We start from the raw sequence: 16,356 nt of genomic DNA, 5'->3' as shown, positions 1-16,356 counted from the left end.
CAGCGCCTGTCATAAGGTGGCAAACAGTTTTGCGTCGTCGAAAACCGAGTTCCAGTCGTCCGATGCAGCAATGACCTGATCCAGCGTGCCGCCCATGCGTCGTTGCACTTGTTCAGGCAGTGGGTGAATACACGGGTTGCCGCCAAATCCAAAACCCAATTGTTTGCTGATCTGGTTGGCGGTGAAAACGCAGGCGAACAGGCCGGTATCGACCTGGTTGGTCTCATACTGGTGAGAGATGGTGTGGATCAGTTCGGGCGCAAAGCGCCATTTTTCAACCAACATGGCGCCTACCAGCGCATGGTCAACCCCGACCGTTTGGCGAAGGGCCTCGTGCAAGGACGACTTGTTGGTCTGACTCAGACGCAAGGCCTGGCGGAATTCCTCGGGTAAAAACTGGGCAAACACCACTTTGCCAAAGTCATGCAACAAGCCGCCAATGAAGCAGTCCATCGGGTCAGCATCGCCAATCTGGGAGGCCAACTTTCTGGCGATGCCGGCCGTGGAGAGTGAGTGAAGCAGGTACTGGTCCACATCAAAGTCAGCCGCATTGTGTTTGGGCATCATGCCGATGGCTGCGATCGCCAGCGCCAGATTCTTGATGGTGTTGAAACCCAGGTACACCACAGCATTGTTCACCGAGGTGATTTGCCGAGGCAGGCTGTAATAGGCCGAATTGACCACCTTGAGGATCTTGACGGTGACCACCGGGTCTTTGTCAATCACTTGCACGATGTCTTTGGGCGTGCAATTCACATCGCGGGTGAGTTGCAGGATTTTCTCGACACTTTTTGGGAAGGCAGGCATGCCGTCAACTGCGTTGGCGAGTTTCAGAGAAAGATCCGGGGGCATGGTCTGCATGTTCTAACACTCGCGCGTCGGGTCGTACGGCCTCATCTTTTCAAATATTGCCTGTTAAGCCGATAGTCTAGGGTATTTGTTGTCTGGGTAACCCGCGTACCCGATTGGGTGAGGAGGTGAGCTGGCGTCAGCAATGCTATACTTGACAGGCTTTGTAGATGGTGCTGGCAAGATGCTGGTGCAGTGCAAAGCAAATCGCAAACCAGCCTCATCAAGGTGTTGTGGTGGCCAGGCAGACAGATGTTTGGTCAATGCAAAACGAGCTGGATTTTAGACTTAACCTTTGGAGTTATATATGGCAGTTACTATGCGCGACATGCTGGAAGCAGGCGTCCACTTTGGTCACCAAACCCGCTTCTGGAATCCCAAGATGGCCCCCTTCATTTTTGGCCATCGCAACAAAATTCACATCATTAACCTGGAAAAATCTCTCCCGATGTTTCAGGAGGCTGCCAAGTTTGTGCGCCAAATTTCCGCAAAGCGCGGCACGGTGCTGATGGTGGGTACCAAGCGCCAAGCGCGTGAAACCGTGGCTCTTGAGGCGCAGCGCGCTGGTGTGCCTTATGTTGATCAGCGCTGGTTGGGTGGTATGTTGACCAACTTCAAGACGGTCAAGACCTCCATCAAACGCCTCAAAGACATGAAGACGCAGCAAGAAGCTGGTCTGGATGCTATGAGCAAGAAAGAGCAGTTGATGTTTGCTCGCGAGTTGGAAAAGCTCGAAAAAGACATTGGTGGTATCCAGGATATGACCGTGTTACCTGATGCCATTTTTGTCATCGATGTGGGTTACCACAAGATTGCAATTGCTGAAGCCAAGAAGCTGGGTATTCCGCTGGTGGCTGTGGTTGACTCCAACCATTCCCCAGAAGGCATTGATTACGTGATTCCGGGTAATGATGACTCTTCCAAAGCTGTGACGCTGTATGCGCGTGGTATTGCGGATGCCATCATTGAAGGTCGTGCCAATGCGATTGATGATGTGGTCAAGGCTGTGGCTGCTGAGAGTGCTGACGAATTTGTGGAAGTGAACGAGGCGACTGCCTGAGGTTCTTGCGACCCCAAAAAAGGGGGCTTGGGTGCCCCTTTTTTTTAATTCGATTTTTAACTGACTGAACTGAATCCGGAGATACAAATGGCTGCAATTACCGCAAGCATGGTGGCTGAACTGCGTGGCAAGACCGATGCCCCCATGATGGAGTGCAAACGTGCGCTGACCGAGGCTGAAGGCGATATGGCCAAGGCTGAAGAAATTTTGCGTGTTCGTCTGGGCAGCAAGGCGGGCAAGGCCTCCAGCCGTGTGACGGCTGAGGGTGTTGTGACTTACGCCGTAGAGGGTGATGTGGGTGCTTTGTTGGAAGTTAACTGCGAAACCGACTTTGTCACCAAAAATGACAGTTTCTTGGCTTTGGCCAATGCTGCTGCTTTGCTGATTGTCAAGAACAACCCTGCAGACCTGGAAGCCTTGGGTGCTTGCGCCTATGCGCAAGAAGGTTTTGGCCCCACCTTGGAAGATGTCCGCAAGGGTTTGATTGGCAAGATCGGTGAAAACATGAGCTTTCGCCGTTTCAAGCGCTTCGCTGCGGGCAACAAGCTGGCTTCCTATTTGCACGGCACCCGCATTGGTGTGGTGGTCGAGTTCGACGGTGATGAAGCTGCCGCCAAAGACGTGGCTATGCACGTCGCTGCCATGAAGCCTGTGGCTTTGTCCAGTGACGATGTGCCTGCGGATCTGGTGGCGCGCGAGCGCTCGGTGGCAGCAGCCAAGGCAGCTGAAGATGCAGCTGTGGCTACCGCCGCTGGCAAACCTGTGCAGTCTGCTGAAATCGTGGCTAAGCGCATCGAAGGTGGTGTGCAGAAGTACCTCAAAGAAGTCTCTCTCTTCAATCAACCGTTTGTCAAAAATGACAAACAGAGTGTTGAGCAAATGCTCAAGGCATCGGCAACGCAGGTGAAATCCTTCACCTTGTACGTTGTTGGTGAAGGCATTGAGAAGAAGGTGGATGACTTCGCTGCCGAGGTGGCTGCCCAGGTCGCTGCCGCCAAACAAGCTGCTTGATCGGCAGTTCCTTCCTGCCACCCAGGTCGTTTATCCATCAACCCCATTCAAAAGGAGCATCTCATGACAATTGCCAAACCTGCTTACAAGCGCATTTTGCTCAAGCTGTCAGGAGAGGCGCTCATGGGGGATGACCAGTTTGGCATCAATCGCAACACCATCGTGCGCATGGTGGATGAGATTGTGGAAGTGACTCAATTGGGGGTTGAGGTGGCTGTGGTGATTGGTGGTGGCAACATTTTCAGGGGTGTGGCCGGTGGCTCGGTGGGTATGGACCGGGCGACGGCCGACTACATGGGAATGTTGGCCACGGTCATGAATTCGCTGGCCTTGGGTGACACCATGAACAAGGCTGGGTTGACGGCTCGGGTGATGTCGGCCATTGCCATTGAGCAGGTGGTTGAGCCTTATGTCCGACCCAAAGCTTTGCAATACCTGGAAGAGGGTAAAGTGGTCATTTTTGCGGCCGGTACGGGCAATCCTTTTTTCACCACTGACACGGCTGCGGCATTGCGTGGTGCGGAAATTGGAGCCCAAATTGTGCTCAAAGCGACCAAGGTGGATGGTGTTTATTCGGCTGATCCTAAGAAGGATCCAACAGCAACGCGTTACAGCAAAATATCTTTTGATGATGCGATCTCGCAAAACCTGGGCATCATGGATGCTACGGCTTTTGCGTTGTGCCGAGACCAGAAGTTGCCCATCAAGGTCTTTTCGATTTTCAAGAATGGTGCACTCAAACGGGTGGTTCTGGGTGAAGACGAAGGTACCCTGGTGTACGCATAAGCGAGCGACAATTCGCTTTTGCTGAAATGATGACTGTGGAGTGAGGAGTAGAAGATGCCAATTGCAGATGTCAAGCGGACTGCCGAAGCCAAGATGGACCAGTCCATTGCTGCGTTTCAACACAACTTGACCAAGATTCGTACGGGGCGAGTGAATCCGGCCATTCTGGACACGGTGCATGTGGATTACTACGGCGCAATGGTGCCTATTACTCAGGTGGCCAATGTGTCCTTGCTCGATTCCCGCACACTGAGTGTGCAACCCTGGGAAAAAGGCTTAGGTGCCAAGATTGAAAAAGCCATTCGTGACAGTGACTTGGGTTTGAACCCGTCATCCATGGGGGATTTGATTCGTGTGCCAATGCCTGCCATGTCTGAGGAGCGCCGCAAGGAGCTCACCAAAGTGGTTCGGAGTGAAGGTGAGACCGCCAAAATTGCGGTGCGTAACCTGCGCCGTGACGCCAATGAGGCGGTGAAAAAGTTGGTGAAGGATAAGTTGGCCTCAGAGGATGAGCAAAAGCGCTGCGAGGCTGATATTCAAAAAGTGACCGATAAACACATTGTAGTCATTGATCAGTTGGTGGCAAGCAAAGAACAAGACATCATGGCGGTCTGACCGGCCATGGCCTACGACCAGGTGCCTCACCACATTGCCATCGTGATGGATGGCAATGGACGCTGGGCGAACAAGCGGTTTTTGCCGCGCATTGCTGGACATCGACAAGGTGTTGAGTCGCTCAAACGTTGCGCCAAAGCCTGTGATGCCAGAGGCGTTCGGGTGCTCACGGTGTTTGCTTTTTCATCCGAGAACTGGAAACGCCCCACAGAAGAGGTGTCGGGTCTGATGGACCTGTTTGCCATGGCACTGATGCGTGAGGTGAACCAACTCAAGGCTGCGGGTGTTCAATTGCGTTTTGTGGGTGACCGTCGCGGCCTGTCTCCTCGGGTGTTGCGAAGCATGGAAGAGGGCGAGACTGCCACAGCTGGTAATTCCCGATTGATTCTCAATGCCTGTTTTAATTACGGCGGTCGTTGGGACATTGCCCAGGCGGCGCGAAAGGTGGCCGATCAGGGTTTGCCTCTTACCGAGGACAACTTGAACAGTGCCATGGCGCTGGCGCATGTGCCCGACCCCGATCTGTTGATCCGTACCGGTGGTGAACACCGCATGAGCAACTTCCTGCTCTGGCAAGGTGCTTACTCCGAGTTCTTTTTCACCGATGTGTTGTGGCCTGATTTTGACGAGGCTGCGCTGGACCAAGCCATCACCTCGTTTGCCCAGCGTGAGCGGCGCTTTGGCATGACCTCGGACCAGCTCGACGGCGAACCCGTCTCGACGGGCGAGCGCTAGTCTGCCATGCTCAAACAACGGGTACTGACTGCCCTGGTGCTGTTGATGGTGCTGTTACCAGCACTCTTTTACACACAACCTGAACCTTTTTTTCTGATTGCGGCGGTTTTTATTGCAGCCGCTGGCTGGGAATGGGCACGCATGAATGGTTTGAGCATGTCCTTGTCGCTGGTCGCTGGGTGTGTGTGTGTGTTGTCATGTCTCTGGATGTGGTGGACAGGCGTATTGGTGGATGCGTGGCCACGTGTCTGGTTGTTGACGGGTACGTTCTGGGTGCTGGGCGGGGCTTGGATGCTCAAGGCGGGTGTTCCGGCGTGGTCCCGGGTGGCGCGTCCGGTGCGCCTGCTGCTGGGCTTGCTCGCCCTGTGCCTGACCTGGCTGGCTGTGGTGCAGGCGCGTCTATTGGGTATCAATTTCCTGTTGTCGGTGCTGGCCTTGGTCTGGATGGCAGACATTGGCGCGTATTTTTCTGGCCGAGCCCTGGGCGGGCGTTTCACCCGCCGCAAGCTGGCGGTCTCCATCAGTCCCGGCAAAAGTTGGGAGGGTGTCTGGGGTGGTATGGCAGGAGTGATCCTGATGGCTTGTGTTTGGCGTTATGCCGATACCGCCAACGGCGCCAGTACACCGAGTTTTTACTCCCTGCTGGGTGAGCGGGGTTGGGGTTTCATGGTGGTGGCTGTGGTGTTTATGGCCGCCATGAGTGTGGTGGGTGATCTGGTCGAGTCGCTGGTGAAACGCAGCGCTGGCGTGAAGGACAGCAGCGCCCTGTTGCCTGGACATGGTGGTGTGCTGGACCGGGTTGATGCGTTGCTGCCCACGCTGCCACTGGCAATGGTGTTGGTATCTTTCTGAGAAGTGGTCATGACAGAACAAACCGGACTGACAAAACAACGTGTGGCGATTCTGGGCTCCACCGGATCGATTGGTGTCAGCACGCTGGAAGTCATCGCACTGCATCCCGAGCGTTTTGAGGTGTTTGCCCTGAGCGCATCAACCCAGGTTGACAAGATGTTGGCGCAATGTGCGCAGTTCAAGCCGGTGTTTGCGGTCATGGCCAGTGTTGAGCATGGCAAGGTTCTTGAGCGAAAATGCAAGGAGAATGCACTTCCAACCCGCGTTCTGTATGGGCCTGAAGCTATTGAAGAAATAGCGGGCCATGCCCAGGTGGACACCGTCATGGCGGCCATTGTGGGTGCCGCCGGTCTGGCCTCTTGCCTGGCCGCCGCACGTGCGGGTAAACGTTTGCTGCTGGCCAACAAAGAAGCGCTGGTGGTGGGGGGCGACTATTTTCTTGCAGCCGTGGCGGACGGTGGCGCCAAGCTGTTGCCGATCGACAGCGAACATTCGGCGGTTTTTCAGTCGCTGCCGGACGATGCCAGCATGTGGGCCAGCCAGATCAACAAAATCATCCTGACTGCCTCTGGTGGGCCGTTTCGCCGTCGTGACCCTGCCGAATTTGCCATCATCACGCCCGATCAGGCCTGTGCCCATCCGAACTGGGTGATGGGGCGCAAGATCTCAGTGGACTCGGCCACGATGATGAACAAGGCGCTGGAAGTGATCGAAGCCAAGTACCTGTTTGGCGTGTTGCCTGCCCAAATTGAGGTGGTGATCCACCCGCAAAGCGTGATTCACTCGATGGTGCAGTACCGCGACAACTCTGTCATTGCTCAACTCGGCACCCCCGACATGAAAGTGCCGATTGCCTACGGGTTGTCCTGGCCGGACCGCGTGACCTCGGGCGCCACGGCGCTGGACTTCAGCCGCATGGCGGATATGAGTTTTGAGTCTATCGATTCCCATGGACATGCAGAACGTTTCCCAGGGCTAAAACTGGCCTGGTCCGTGCTGGACGCCGCACCGGGCAGCACGGCGGTGTTAAATGCCGCCAACGAAGTGGCTGTGGCCGCCTTTCTGGCGGGAAACATCCGTTTTGATCAGATCCATGCGGTCAACTTGGATACTTTGGCTGCTTTACTTCCCAGTCCACCTCGGTCGCTGGATGACTTGTTGGCGCTGGATGCTTTGTCGCGCCGTGCGGCTGAGTCCGTGGTGCAACGCCTTGGCCGCTGACCGCCGGCCAACCACTTTCGTATGTTGACCCTTCCCGCCTTTCTGGTGGCGATTGCGCTGCTGATTGCGATCCATGAGTACGGTCATTACCGGATGGCGGTGGCCTGTGGTGTCAAGGTGCTGCGGTTCTCCATCGGTTTTGGCAAGCCGCTGTTGCGTTGGCAAGCCACACCAACGTCCACTGAATTCGTGTTGGCACTGTTTCCGGTGGGTGGTTTTGTCAAGATGCTCGATGAGCGCGAAGGCCCGGTAGAGCCTGCGCTGAAACACATGGCCTTCAACACCCAGTCCTTGCGCCGTCGGGCCGCGATTGTGGCGGCGGGCCCGGCTGCCAATTTGCTGCTGGCGGTGTTGTTGTACGCGCTGGTCAACTGGATGGGTGTGCTTTTGCCCGAAGCCATTCTGAGTCCGCCCCCGGCCGCTTCTCTGGCCGCCAAAGCGGGCTTGGTGGGCGGGGAGCGTGTCCTTCGCATGGGTACCACGGGGGCTGAACTGACGCAGGTGGACTCGTTTGAGGACGTTCGCTGGGCGTTAACGCGTGGCGCGATGGATGGTGAAGATGTCAGCCTGGTGGTGTCTGGTGCCAGCAACACCGAACGCGAGCTGCAGTTGCCCTTGTCCACACTTGAGAGCAGCCAGGTGGATGCCGAGTTGTTCAGAAGCATAGGCATTGCCATGCCCCTGACCCGACCAACCATGGGTGAACTGCAGGCTGACGGTGCAGCGGCGCTGGCAGGTTTGCGTGAGGGTGATGAGGTGCAGTCGGTGGATGGCCAGCCCATCATCGATGGACAACAACTGCGCAGTGTCATTCGCAACTCCGCCAGCCAGGGGCAGACAAAGACCCAGCGTTGGAAGGTGCTGCGTGGGGACCAGTTGCTGGAGTTGAGCGTGACCCCAAAAACGGTGCTTGATGGTGCTCAAACGATTGGGCGCATCGGTGGCTTCGTTGGCTCCCGCCCAGCCATGGTCACGGTGAGTTATGGGCCGCTGGATGGGATTTGGCGCGGCGTGGTCCAGACCTGGGACATTTCGGTGTTGACGCTCAAGATGATGGGCAAGATGTTGGTGGGGCAGGCGTCCATCAAAAACATCAGTGGTCCGCTGACGATTGCCGACTATGCTGGCAAATCGGCTGGCATGGGTGTGATCCAATACCTGACGTTTCTGGCGCTGGTCAGCGTCAGTCTGGGAGTGCTGAACCTGTTGCCGCTGCCGGTGCTCGACGGTGGGCACCTGATGTATTATCTTTGGGAGGGCGCTACAGGTAAGCCGGTGTCCGAACGCTGGATGGAACGTCTGCAACAAGGAGGCATTGCGATTTTGATCCTGATGATGTCTGTCGCCCTTTTTAACGATCTTTCCCGCTTGCTCGGTTAATTCTTGTTGTGCTGTTTGCACAACCTACATTTCTTCATTTTCACCATGCAACTCAATCGTTTTCGCCTGAACGCACTCGCTGCGGTGGCCGCTTTGGTAATGGCCGCTCCATCGGCTTGGGCTGTTGACCCCTTCACTGTCCGTGATATCCGCATTGAAGGTTTGCAGCGTGTTGAGCCGGGCACCGTGTTTGTGTCCATGCCGGTGCAAGTCGGTGATACCTACAACGATGACAAAGGCTCAGCAGCGATTCGTGCCCTGTTTGCCCTGGGCTTGTTCAAGGATGTGCGTATTGACATCAACGGTGATGTGCTGGTGGTGGTGGTCGAGGAGCGTCCCACCGTGGCAGACGTGGAGTTCGTCGGCACCAAGGAGTTTGACAAGGAGGTGCTGATCAAGTCGCTGCGTGATGTGGGTCTGGCTGATGGTAGACCCTTCGATAAGGCTCAACTTGACCGCGCTGAGCAGGAACTCAAACGCCAGTACATCAACCGCAGCCTGTACGCGGCCCAGGTGGTAACCACGGTGACGCCGATTGAACGTAACCGGGTTAACCTGACCTTTACCGTGAACGAAGGTGAACCTGCCAAGATCAGCGAGATTCACATTGTGGGCAACAAGGTGTTCAGTGAATCCACCTTGCGCGACCTGTTTGACCTAGATACCGGCGGCTGGATGAGCTGGTACACCAAGTCCAACCGCTATTCGCGTGCCAAGTTGAATGCCGATATTGAGACCTTGCGTTCTTATTACCTGGCGCGTGGTTACCTGGAGTTCAAGGTCGACTCGACACAGGTGGCGATTGACCCCAACAAGACTGACATCGGCATCACCATCAACATCACCGAAGGTGAGCGATTTGTGGTCAGCGGTGTCAAGTTGGCTGGCAATTACCTTGGCAAGGACGATGAGTTCAAGTCTTTGGTGTCCATCCGCCCAGGCCAGGCCTACAACGCAGATGAAGTGGCCAAAACCAGCAAGGCTTTCACAGACTATTTTGGCAATTTTGGTTACGCCTTTGCCCGGGTGGAGGCCGTACCTGAGATTGACCGGACCAACAACCTGGTGACCTTGACCCTGCAGGCCAATCCGTCGCGGCGCGCTTACGTGCGCAACATCAATGTGGCGGGCAACACCCGTACCCGCGATGTGGTGGTCCGGCGTGAATTCCGTCAGCTGGAGGCCTCTTGGTACAACGGTGACAAGATCCGTTTGTCTCGTGATCGGGTGGACCGTTTGGGTTACTTTTCCGATGTGTCAGTGGAAACACAGGAGGTGGCAGGTGCACAAGATCAGGTGGATCTGACGCTCAACGTGGTCGAAAAGCCCACGGGCAGTCTGAGTTTGGGCGCTGGTTTTTCCAGTGGTGACGGTTTGGGCTTGTCCTTCGGGCTGTCGCAGGAAAATGCGTTTGGCTCCGGTAACTCACTGGGCATCAAGATCAACACCAGCGATAGCAATCAATCCTTGGTTATCAGTACCACCGACCCGTATTTCACGGATGACGGTGTTTCCAGAACCATGGACGTGTATCGCAAAGTCTCCAGCCCCTATGAGGATGAGGACTACTACAAGCTGGTGTCCTCTGGGGCGGCCATTCGTTTTGGGGTGCCTTTTACCGAGATTGACACGGTGTATTTTGGTGCCGGGATCGAGAGTACGACCATCAAGCCTGGCACGCTGTTACCCACCTCTTACAAAGCCTATGGTGATGAATATGGGTATTCCAGTTCGGCCATTCCGTTCACCATGGGCTGGGCCCGTGACAGCCGCGACAGTGCCTTGGCACCCACCAAAGGCCGTTACCAGAAAGCCAATGCCGAGTGGTCGTTTGCCGGCGATGCCCGTTACCTGCGCACCACCTACCAGTTCCAGCAGTATCTTCCGTTGAGCAAGCAGTACACAGCGGCGTTCAACGTCGAAGTGGGTGTGGGCAAAGTGATGGGTGAGCGCTCTTACCCGGTGTTCAAGAACTTTTATGGTGGTGGTTTGGGCTCTGTACGAGGCTTCGAGTCCGGTACCTTGGGGCCAAGGGATGTCAGCGACACCCACATCGGTGGCAACCGCAAGATGAATGTGAATCTGGAGTTGCTGACACCGTTCCCCGGTGCTGGCAATGACCGTTCACTGCGCATGTACGGTTTTGTGGATGCCGGTATGGTCAGTGGCAACAATGGTGGTCTGGCGATCAATGAGAACGCCAGTGCCTTGCGTGCCTCGACGGGTGTGGGTATCAGCTGGATTTCGCCAGTTGGTCCCTTGCGTCTGGCCTTTGCCAAACCTTTGAAGAAATACGATGGCGATAAAATCCAGAGTATGCAATTTCAGATCGGAACGAGTTTCTAATGAATCAATATGTACGTCAGCTGGCCTTGGTGCTGGTAGGTGGTTTGTGTTTGGCTTCGGCGCAGGCTGAGGAAGTCAAAATTGGTTTTGTCAGCACAGACCGAGTGCTCAAGGAGGCAGCCACAGCTAAAGCCGCCCAGACCAAGTTGGAGCAGGAATTTTCCAAACGTGAAAAAGAGTTGACCGATCTGGGTGCCAGCATCAAGAGTTCGGCCGACAAGTTTGAGCGTGAGGCCCCCACCTTGCCAGAGGTGCAGCGTGTCACCCGCCAGAAACAACTGCTTGAGCAAGACCGAGACTTCCAGCGGAAACGCCGTGAGTTCCAGGAAGACCTGAACGCGCGCAAGAATGAGGAGTTGCAGCAGGTGATTGCACGCGCCAACAAGGCCATCAAGGACATCGCTGCCGCTGAAAAATACGACATCATTTTCCAGGACGCGGTCTACGTGAACCCCAAGATCGACATGACCGACAAAGTCATCAAGGCGCTCAACGCCGCCACACCTGTCAAGTAACCGAGCGAAAGGTTGGCCGCAGTGGCTTTGCGTGCGGGAACCCTCGTTGAGGCACTGGGTGGTGTGTTGTTCGGAGATGCTGATCGCTTGATCGAAGGCCTGGCGCCGCTGGAAACAGCGCAGCCAGCGCAGCTGAGTTTTCTCAGCCATCCCAAATACCAGCAACAACTCGCTGTCTCCAAGGCAGGGTGTGTCATTGTGGGTCCGCAGATGCAGACCCTGGCGCAGGCACGGGGTGACTGCATCGTGACCGACAACCCTTATCTGTATTTTGCCCGTGCCACCCAACTCTGGAAGGCCAGCCTGCCGCGACGGGAAACTCCGTTGATCCACCCGTCTGCGGTGATCGACCCAGAGGCCATCATTCACCCCAGTGCACAGATTGGTGCCTTGTGTGTGGTGGAGGCCGGGGCCAGTATTGGTGCAGATACCGTCTTGAAGTCACGTGTGACCGTCAGCGAGAACTGTCACATTGGTGAACGCTGCCTGCTGCACCCTGGCGTAGTGATTGGTGCCGATGGTTTTGGTTTTGCGCCTGACAACGGCACCTGGGTCAAGATTGAACAACTCGGCAACGTGTGTATTGGCAACGACGTCGAAATCGGTGCCAACAGCTGCATTGACCGCGGAGCGCTGGCGGATACGGTGATTGAAGACGGCGTCAAGCTTGACAACCTGGTCCAGATCGGCCACAACGTGGTTGTTGGCCAGCACACAGCCATGGCGGGTTGTGCCGGTGTGGCGGGCAGTGCCCACATTGGTGCCCATTGCACCGTGGGGGGTGGCGCGGTGGTGCTCGGCCATCTGACACTGGCTGATGGGGTCCATATCTCGGCGGCCTCGGTGGCCACCCGCTCGATTCTCAAGCCTGGTCATTACACGGGCATGTTCCCCATTGACGACAATGCCGCGTGGGAAAAAAACGCCGCGTCAGTCAAACAGCTGGCCAGCCTGCGCGAGCGCATCCGTGCGCTGGAAGCCCAGGTCAAGGTGCTGGCTCCCAACCCTTCTTCCAATTTGTAAACAAGGTCAGATATCATGGATATCCATCAAATTCTCAAGCAGTTGCCCCACCGATACCCGTTTTTGCTGGTGGACCGCGTGCTCGAGATCGACAAGGGCAAAACCATCAAGGCCCTGAAAAATGTCACCATCAACGAACCCTTTTTTGAAGGCCATTTCCCCCACCGCCCGGTGATGCCGGGTGTGCTGATGCTCGAAGCCTTGGCGCAGGCCGCCGCTTTGTTGGCCTTTGATGCGCTGGACACCTCGCCGACCGACGACATGGTCTATTACTTTGCCGGCATCGACGGTGCACGTTTTAAACAACCGGTGGAGCCGGGTGACCAGCTGATTTTGTCGGTGGAACTGCTGCGCATGAAAGCCGGCATTTTCAAATTCAAAGCCCGCGCGGAAGTGGATGGCGACTTGGCGGTTGAAGCCGAGTTGACCTGCGCCATGCGCAAAGTGAGCTGAAGACAACACTATGACCACCATCCACGCCACCGCCATCGTGGACCCGGCGGCCGAGCTTGACAGCTCGGTCAGTGTCGGGCCCTACAGTGTGATTGGACCCCACGTCAAGATTGCTGCGGGCACCACGGTGGGCCCGCATGTGGTGATCGAGGGCCACACCACCATCGGGCGCGACAACCGGATCTTCCAGTTCGCCTCACTTGGTGCGATACCGCAGGACAAGAAGTACGCGGGTGAGCCGTGCGAGCTGGTCATTGGTGACCGCAACACCATCCGCGAGTTTTGCACCTTCAACATCGGTTCGCCCGGTGATCTGGGTGTGACCCGTGTCGGTGACGACAACTGGCTGATGGCCTATGTGCACCTGGCCCACGATTGCCAGGTGGGCAACAACACGATTTTTGCCAACAACACCCAGCTGGCTGGCCACGTGCATGTCGGTGACTGGGCTATTTTTGGTGGCTTTACCGTGGTGCACCAGTTTGTGCGCATCGGTGCCCACAGCATGACAGCGATGTGCACCCTGCTGTTTGCCGACCTGCCACCGTTTGTGATGTGCCAGGGCCAACCTGCTGCGGCACGTTCGATGAACTTTGAAGGCCTGCGCCGCCGTGGTTTCTCGCCAGATCGCATCTCGGCCGTCAAAGCCATGCACAAGGCGTTGTACCGTGACGATCTGACCTTGCAGGCGGCCATGGAGCGCATCGCCGGCTTAAGTGAAAACCACCCAGAGGCCTTGTCAGACGTGGAGATGATGCTGTCATTTTTGAAGCAATCATCACCCCAGCGCGGCATTGTGCGCTAGCCAGGTAGCTCCGTTCATGAACAACGCGGCGCTGGTGGCGGGTGAAACCTCTGGCGACCTGCTGGCGGGTTTGTTGCTGGACGGCCTGCGCGCGCGTTGGCCCGATTTACACAGCATGGGTATTGGTGGCCCGCAGATGGCGCAGCGCGGGTTTGAGGCCTGGTGGCCACACGACAAACTGTCGGTGCACGGTTTTGGCTGGGAGGTGTTGCGCCGGTACCGCGAGATTGTGGGCATCCGCAAACAGCTTAAACAGCGCCTGCTGGCCAATCCGCCCGAGGTGTTCATTGGTGTCGACGCCCCCGATTTCAATCTGGACTTGGAAGCGGACCTGCGCGCACAAGGCATCAAGACGGTGCATTTTGTTTGCCCCTCAGTTTGGGCCTGGCGGCCTGAGCGGCTGGAAAAGATCAAACGCAGCGTCGACCACGTCTTGTGCATTTTTCCGTTTGAGCCTGAATTGCTGGCCAGCCACGGTATCGCCGCCACCTATGTCGGCCATCCGCTGGCCCAGGTGATTCCGATGCAGCCAGACCGTGCGCAAGCTCGCGCCAAGCTCGGGCTGGCAGCTGAGGGCAGGGTGGTGGCGATTCTGCCGGGTAGCCGTGAGTCCGAGGTGCGCCATCTGGTGGATGTGTTCTTTCAGGCTGCAGCCCTTATTAAACAAGCGCAACCAGCTACACAATTTGTAGTTCCCGCGATACCCGCCTTGCAACAACGCATCGAAGCCGCGGCAGCGGCCAGCGGGTTGGGCCAGGCCTTGAAAGTGGTGCGCGGGCAGTCTCACGCGGTGTTGGCTGCCTGTGATGTCACCTTGATCGCCAGTGGCACCGCCACGCTGGAAGCGGCTTTGTTCAAGCGCCCGATGGTGATTGCTTATCGCATGGGTGCGATGTCCTGGCAGATCATGCGGCGCAAGAAGCTGCAACCCTGGGTAGGCCTGCCCAACATCCTGTGTCGCGAGTTTGTGGTGCCCGAGTTGCTGCAGGACGCCGCCACACCGCAGGCCTTGGCCAAAGAAGTTTTGACCTGGCTCGACGCCGTAGCCCATGCGCCTGCGACAATCCAGCGCCTTGAAAACCGCTTTAGCGCGCTGCATGCCGAGTTGCAGCGCGACACACCCACGCTTGCCGCCCATGCCATCGCCAGCATCCTCTAAACCCAGACCGCGCCGCGCTGCGCAGGACAGCATGCAACAAGTTGCTCTGCAATGGGAGGCCCAGGGTCTGGTTGCCGGTGTCGACGAGGCCGGCCGTGGCCCGCTGGCCGGGCCAGTGATGGCCGCCGCCGTGATTTTGGACGATCAACATCCGATCGCCGGGCTGGCCGACTCCAAACAGCTCACCGCGCTCAAGCGTGACCAGCTGTATGACGAGATTCGTGCCAAGGCTCTGTGTTTTGCCGTGGCCCAGGCCACAGTGGAGGAGATCGACCAGCTCAACATCCTGCAGGCCACGTTGCTGGCGATGCGCCGTGCGGTGCTGGGCCTGCGTCTGCCACCCAAGCTGGTGCTGGTGGATGGCAACCGCCTGCCGGTGTTGCCGATGCGTTGTGAAGCCATCGTCAAGGGTGACTCGCTGATTGCCGCGATTTCGGCGGCCTCAATCCTGGCCAAGGTCACGCGGGACCGCTGGTGTGCGGATGTTGAACTCAGTTATCCGGCTTACGGCTTTGCTCAGCACAAGGGGTATGGCACGGCGCAACATCTGACGGCCTTGCAAAGCCATGGGGCTTGCCCGCTACATCGCAAGAGTTTTGCGCCAGTGCGTGAGGTACTGGCCGTTGGGGCAGGGTGTATCGACGTGCGGGTGGCCCCCCCCAGCCATCTTGATCCGCGTGAACCCTTGGCCACGGATGCTTTGTTGTGATGACCTCTTCGAATCCCCCTTTGCTGATCAGCTCACGCGACAACCCCTTGCTCAAGGAAGTCAAACGCCTGGCGCATGGCAGCACCGATTACCGCAAATTCAGTCGCTTTTGGGCGGAGGGAGACCATTTGGTGCGTGCCGCCTTGCTGCGCGGTGTGCGCCCGGTGATTGGCATTTTTTCAGAGTCTTTTTGGCCCCTAGCCCTTGATAAATATGGGCAAGCAGCTGCAAAAAACATAGTGATTCCTGATGCGCTGTATGACGGCCTGAGCGCGCTGGAGTCGCCCGCACGCATGGGCTTTGTGTTTGACTTGCCGCCAGTGGCTTTAATCGAGGCTCAGATGGCCAGTGTGATTCTGGACAGAGTTCAGGACGCGGGCAATGTGGGTTCTATCTTGCGCAGCGCGGGTGCTTTTGGTTTCAAGCAGATCATCGCCCTCAAAGGGACGGCGGCCTTGTGGAGTCCAAAAGTACTGCGTGCCGGCATGGGCGCCCATTTTGACCTGCGCCTGGTCGAGGGTGTGACCCCCGATGCGCTTGGGGCACTGAGCTTGCCCCTGCTGGTCACCAGTTCCCACCAGGGGTCTTATCTGCATCAGGCCGATCTGCCCTGGCCCTGCGCTTGGGTCATGGGCCACGAAGGGCAGGGGGTATCGCCCGCTCTGGAGGATCGCGCAGCACAGCACATCCGTATCGCCCAGCCGGGCGGTGAGGAGTCGCTGAACGTGGCCGCCGCCGCCGCCATTTGCCTGCATGCGAGTGGCGCCGGGCGGGGCTGAAGGGGCTTAGACCTGGCGCAGGCACCAGGGGCAGATCGGCAACGACCTGCCCCGATGC

General features: G+C 57.2%; 17 protein-coding genes. 16 read left to right on the top strand and 1 reads right to left on the bottom strand.

Going from position 1 to position 16,356, the window contains the following annotated elements:
• Nucleotides 1-9: 9 nt before the first annotated feature.
• Nucleotides 10-861, bottom strand: a complete 852-nt coding sequence (locus tag KKO72_RS12770; protein ID WP_251140627.1) for an HDOD domain-containing protein — start codon at nt 859-861, stop codon at nt 10-12.
• Between the two features lie 295 nt (nt 862-1,156).
• On the opposite strand from KKO72_RS12770, the gene rpsB reads away from it, so the two are divergent.
• From rpsB to KKO72_RS12690, 16 genes are all read left to right on the top strand, one after another.
• A complete protein-coding gene (gene rpsB, locus KKO72_RS12765; RefSeq protein WP_180129956.1) occupies nt 1,157-1,909 on the top strand; it encodes a 30S ribosomal protein S2 in 753 nt (250 codons plus the stop codon).
• Nucleotides 1,910-1,996: 87 nt separating this feature from the next.
• Nucleotides 1,997-2,920 (top strand): translation elongation factor Ts, encoded by a 924-nt coding sequence (gene tsf / locus KKO72_RS12760; protein ID WP_214938818.1) that lies wholly within the window; start codon nt 1,997-1,999, stop codon nt 2,918-2,920.
• A gap of 63 nt (nt 2,921-2,983) precedes the next feature.
• Nucleotides 2,984-3,706, top strand: coding sequence for a UMP kinase (pyrH, locus tag KKO72_RS12755; RefSeq protein WP_214938816.1), 723 nt, complete (start codon nt 2,984-2,986; stop codon nt 3,704-3,706).
• 54 nt (nt 3,707-3,760) lie between these two features.
• Entirely contained in the window at nt 3,761-4,321 is a 561-nt protein-coding gene (frr, locus tag KKO72_RS12750; RefSeq protein ID WP_214938814.1) for a ribosome recycling factor, read from the top strand.
• Nucleotides 4,322-4,327: 6 nt separating this feature from the next.
• Nucleotides 4,328-5,056 (top strand): polyprenyl diphosphate synthase, encoded by a 729-nt coding sequence (uppS, locus tag KKO72_RS12745; protein ID WP_214938812.1) that lies wholly within the window; start codon nt 4,328-4,330, stop codon nt 5,054-5,056.
• Between the two features lie 6 nt (nt 5,057-5,062).
• Nucleotides 5,063-5,908: a phosphatidate cytidylyltransferase gene (locus KKO72_RS12740; RefSeq protein WP_214938810.1), complete on the top strand. Its 846-nt coding sequence runs from the start codon at nt 5,063-5,065 to the stop codon at nt 5,906-5,908.
• 9 nt (nt 5,909-5,917) lie between these two features.
• Nucleotides 5,918-7,129, top strand: coding sequence for a 1-deoxy-D-xylulose-5-phosphate reductoisomerase (gene dxr, locus KKO72_RS12735; protein WP_214938808.1), 1,212 nt, complete (start codon nt 5,918-5,920; stop codon nt 7,127-7,129).
• A 21-nt stretch (nt 7,130-7,150) separates the two neighbouring features.
• Nucleotides 7,151-8,509: an RIP metalloprotease RseP gene (gene rseP, locus KKO72_RS12730; RefSeq protein WP_214938806.1), complete on the top strand. Its 1,359-nt coding sequence runs from the start codon at nt 7,151-7,153 to the stop codon at nt 8,507-8,509.
• 45 nt (nt 8,510-8,554) lie between these two features.
• On the top strand, nt 8,555-10,855 hold the full coding sequence (gene bamA / locus KKO72_RS12725; protein WP_214938804.1) for an outer membrane protein assembly factor BamA: 2,301 nt from the start codon (nt 8,555-8,557) through the stop codon (nt 10,853-10,855).
• Nucleotides 10,855-11,370 carry an OmpH family outer membrane protein gene (locus tag KKO72_RS12720; protein WP_214938802.1) on the top strand — a complete coding sequence of 172 codons (516 nt, stop codon included), beginning with the start codon at nt 10,855-10,857 and terminating at the stop codon, nt 11,368-11,370. Before bamA ends, KKO72_RS12720 begins: the two co-directional genes overlap by 1 nt.
• A gap of 21 nt (nt 11,371-11,391) precedes the next feature.
• Nucleotides 11,392-12,393, top strand: coding sequence for a UDP-3-O-(3-hydroxymyristoyl)glucosamine N-acyltransferase (lpxD, locus tag KKO72_RS12715; RefSeq protein WP_214938800.1), 1,002 nt, complete (start codon nt 11,392-11,394; stop codon nt 12,391-12,393).
• A gap of 15 nt (nt 12,394-12,408) precedes the next feature.
• Nucleotides 12,409-12,846 carry a 3-hydroxyacyl-ACP dehydratase FabZ gene (gene fabZ, locus KKO72_RS12710; protein WP_214938798.1) on the top strand — a complete coding sequence of 146 codons (438 nt, stop codon included), beginning with the start codon at nt 12,409-12,411 and terminating at the stop codon, nt 12,844-12,846.
• A 10-nt stretch (nt 12,847-12,856) separates the two neighbouring features.
• Nucleotides 12,857-13,651: an acyl-ACP--UDP-N-acetylglucosamine O-acyltransferase gene (gene lpxA / locus KKO72_RS12705; RefSeq protein ID WP_214938796.1), complete on the top strand. Its 795-nt coding sequence runs from the start codon at nt 12,857-12,859 to the stop codon at nt 13,649-13,651.
• 16 nt (nt 13,652-13,667) lie between these two features.
• A complete protein-coding gene (gene lpxB / locus KKO72_RS12700; protein ID WP_214938794.1) occupies nt 13,668-14,810 on the top strand; it encodes a lipid-A-disaccharide synthase in 1,143 nt (380 codons plus the stop codon).
• 31 nt (nt 14,811-14,841) lie between these two features.
• Complete coding sequence (gene rnhB / locus KKO72_RS12695) at nt 14,842-15,519, top strand: ribonuclease HII (RefSeq protein WP_251140625.1); 678 nt, start codon at nt 14,842-14,844, stop codon at nt 15,517-15,519.
• Entirely contained in the window at nt 15,519-16,298 is a 780-nt protein-coding gene (locus tag KKO72_RS12690; RefSeq protein WP_214938790.1) for an RNA methyltransferase, read from the top strand. Before rnhB ends, KKO72_RS12690 begins: the two co-directional genes overlap by 1 nt.
• The last annotated feature ends 58 nt before the right edge of the window (nt 16,299-16,356 follow it).

It is taken from the genome of Rhodoferax sp. U11-2br (assembly GCF_018619435.1).
GTDB lineage: Bacteria > Pseudomonadota > Gammaproteobacteria > Burkholderiales > Burkholderiaceae_C > Rhodoferax.
This window is presented reverse-complemented; position numbering and strand designations above follow the sequence as displayed.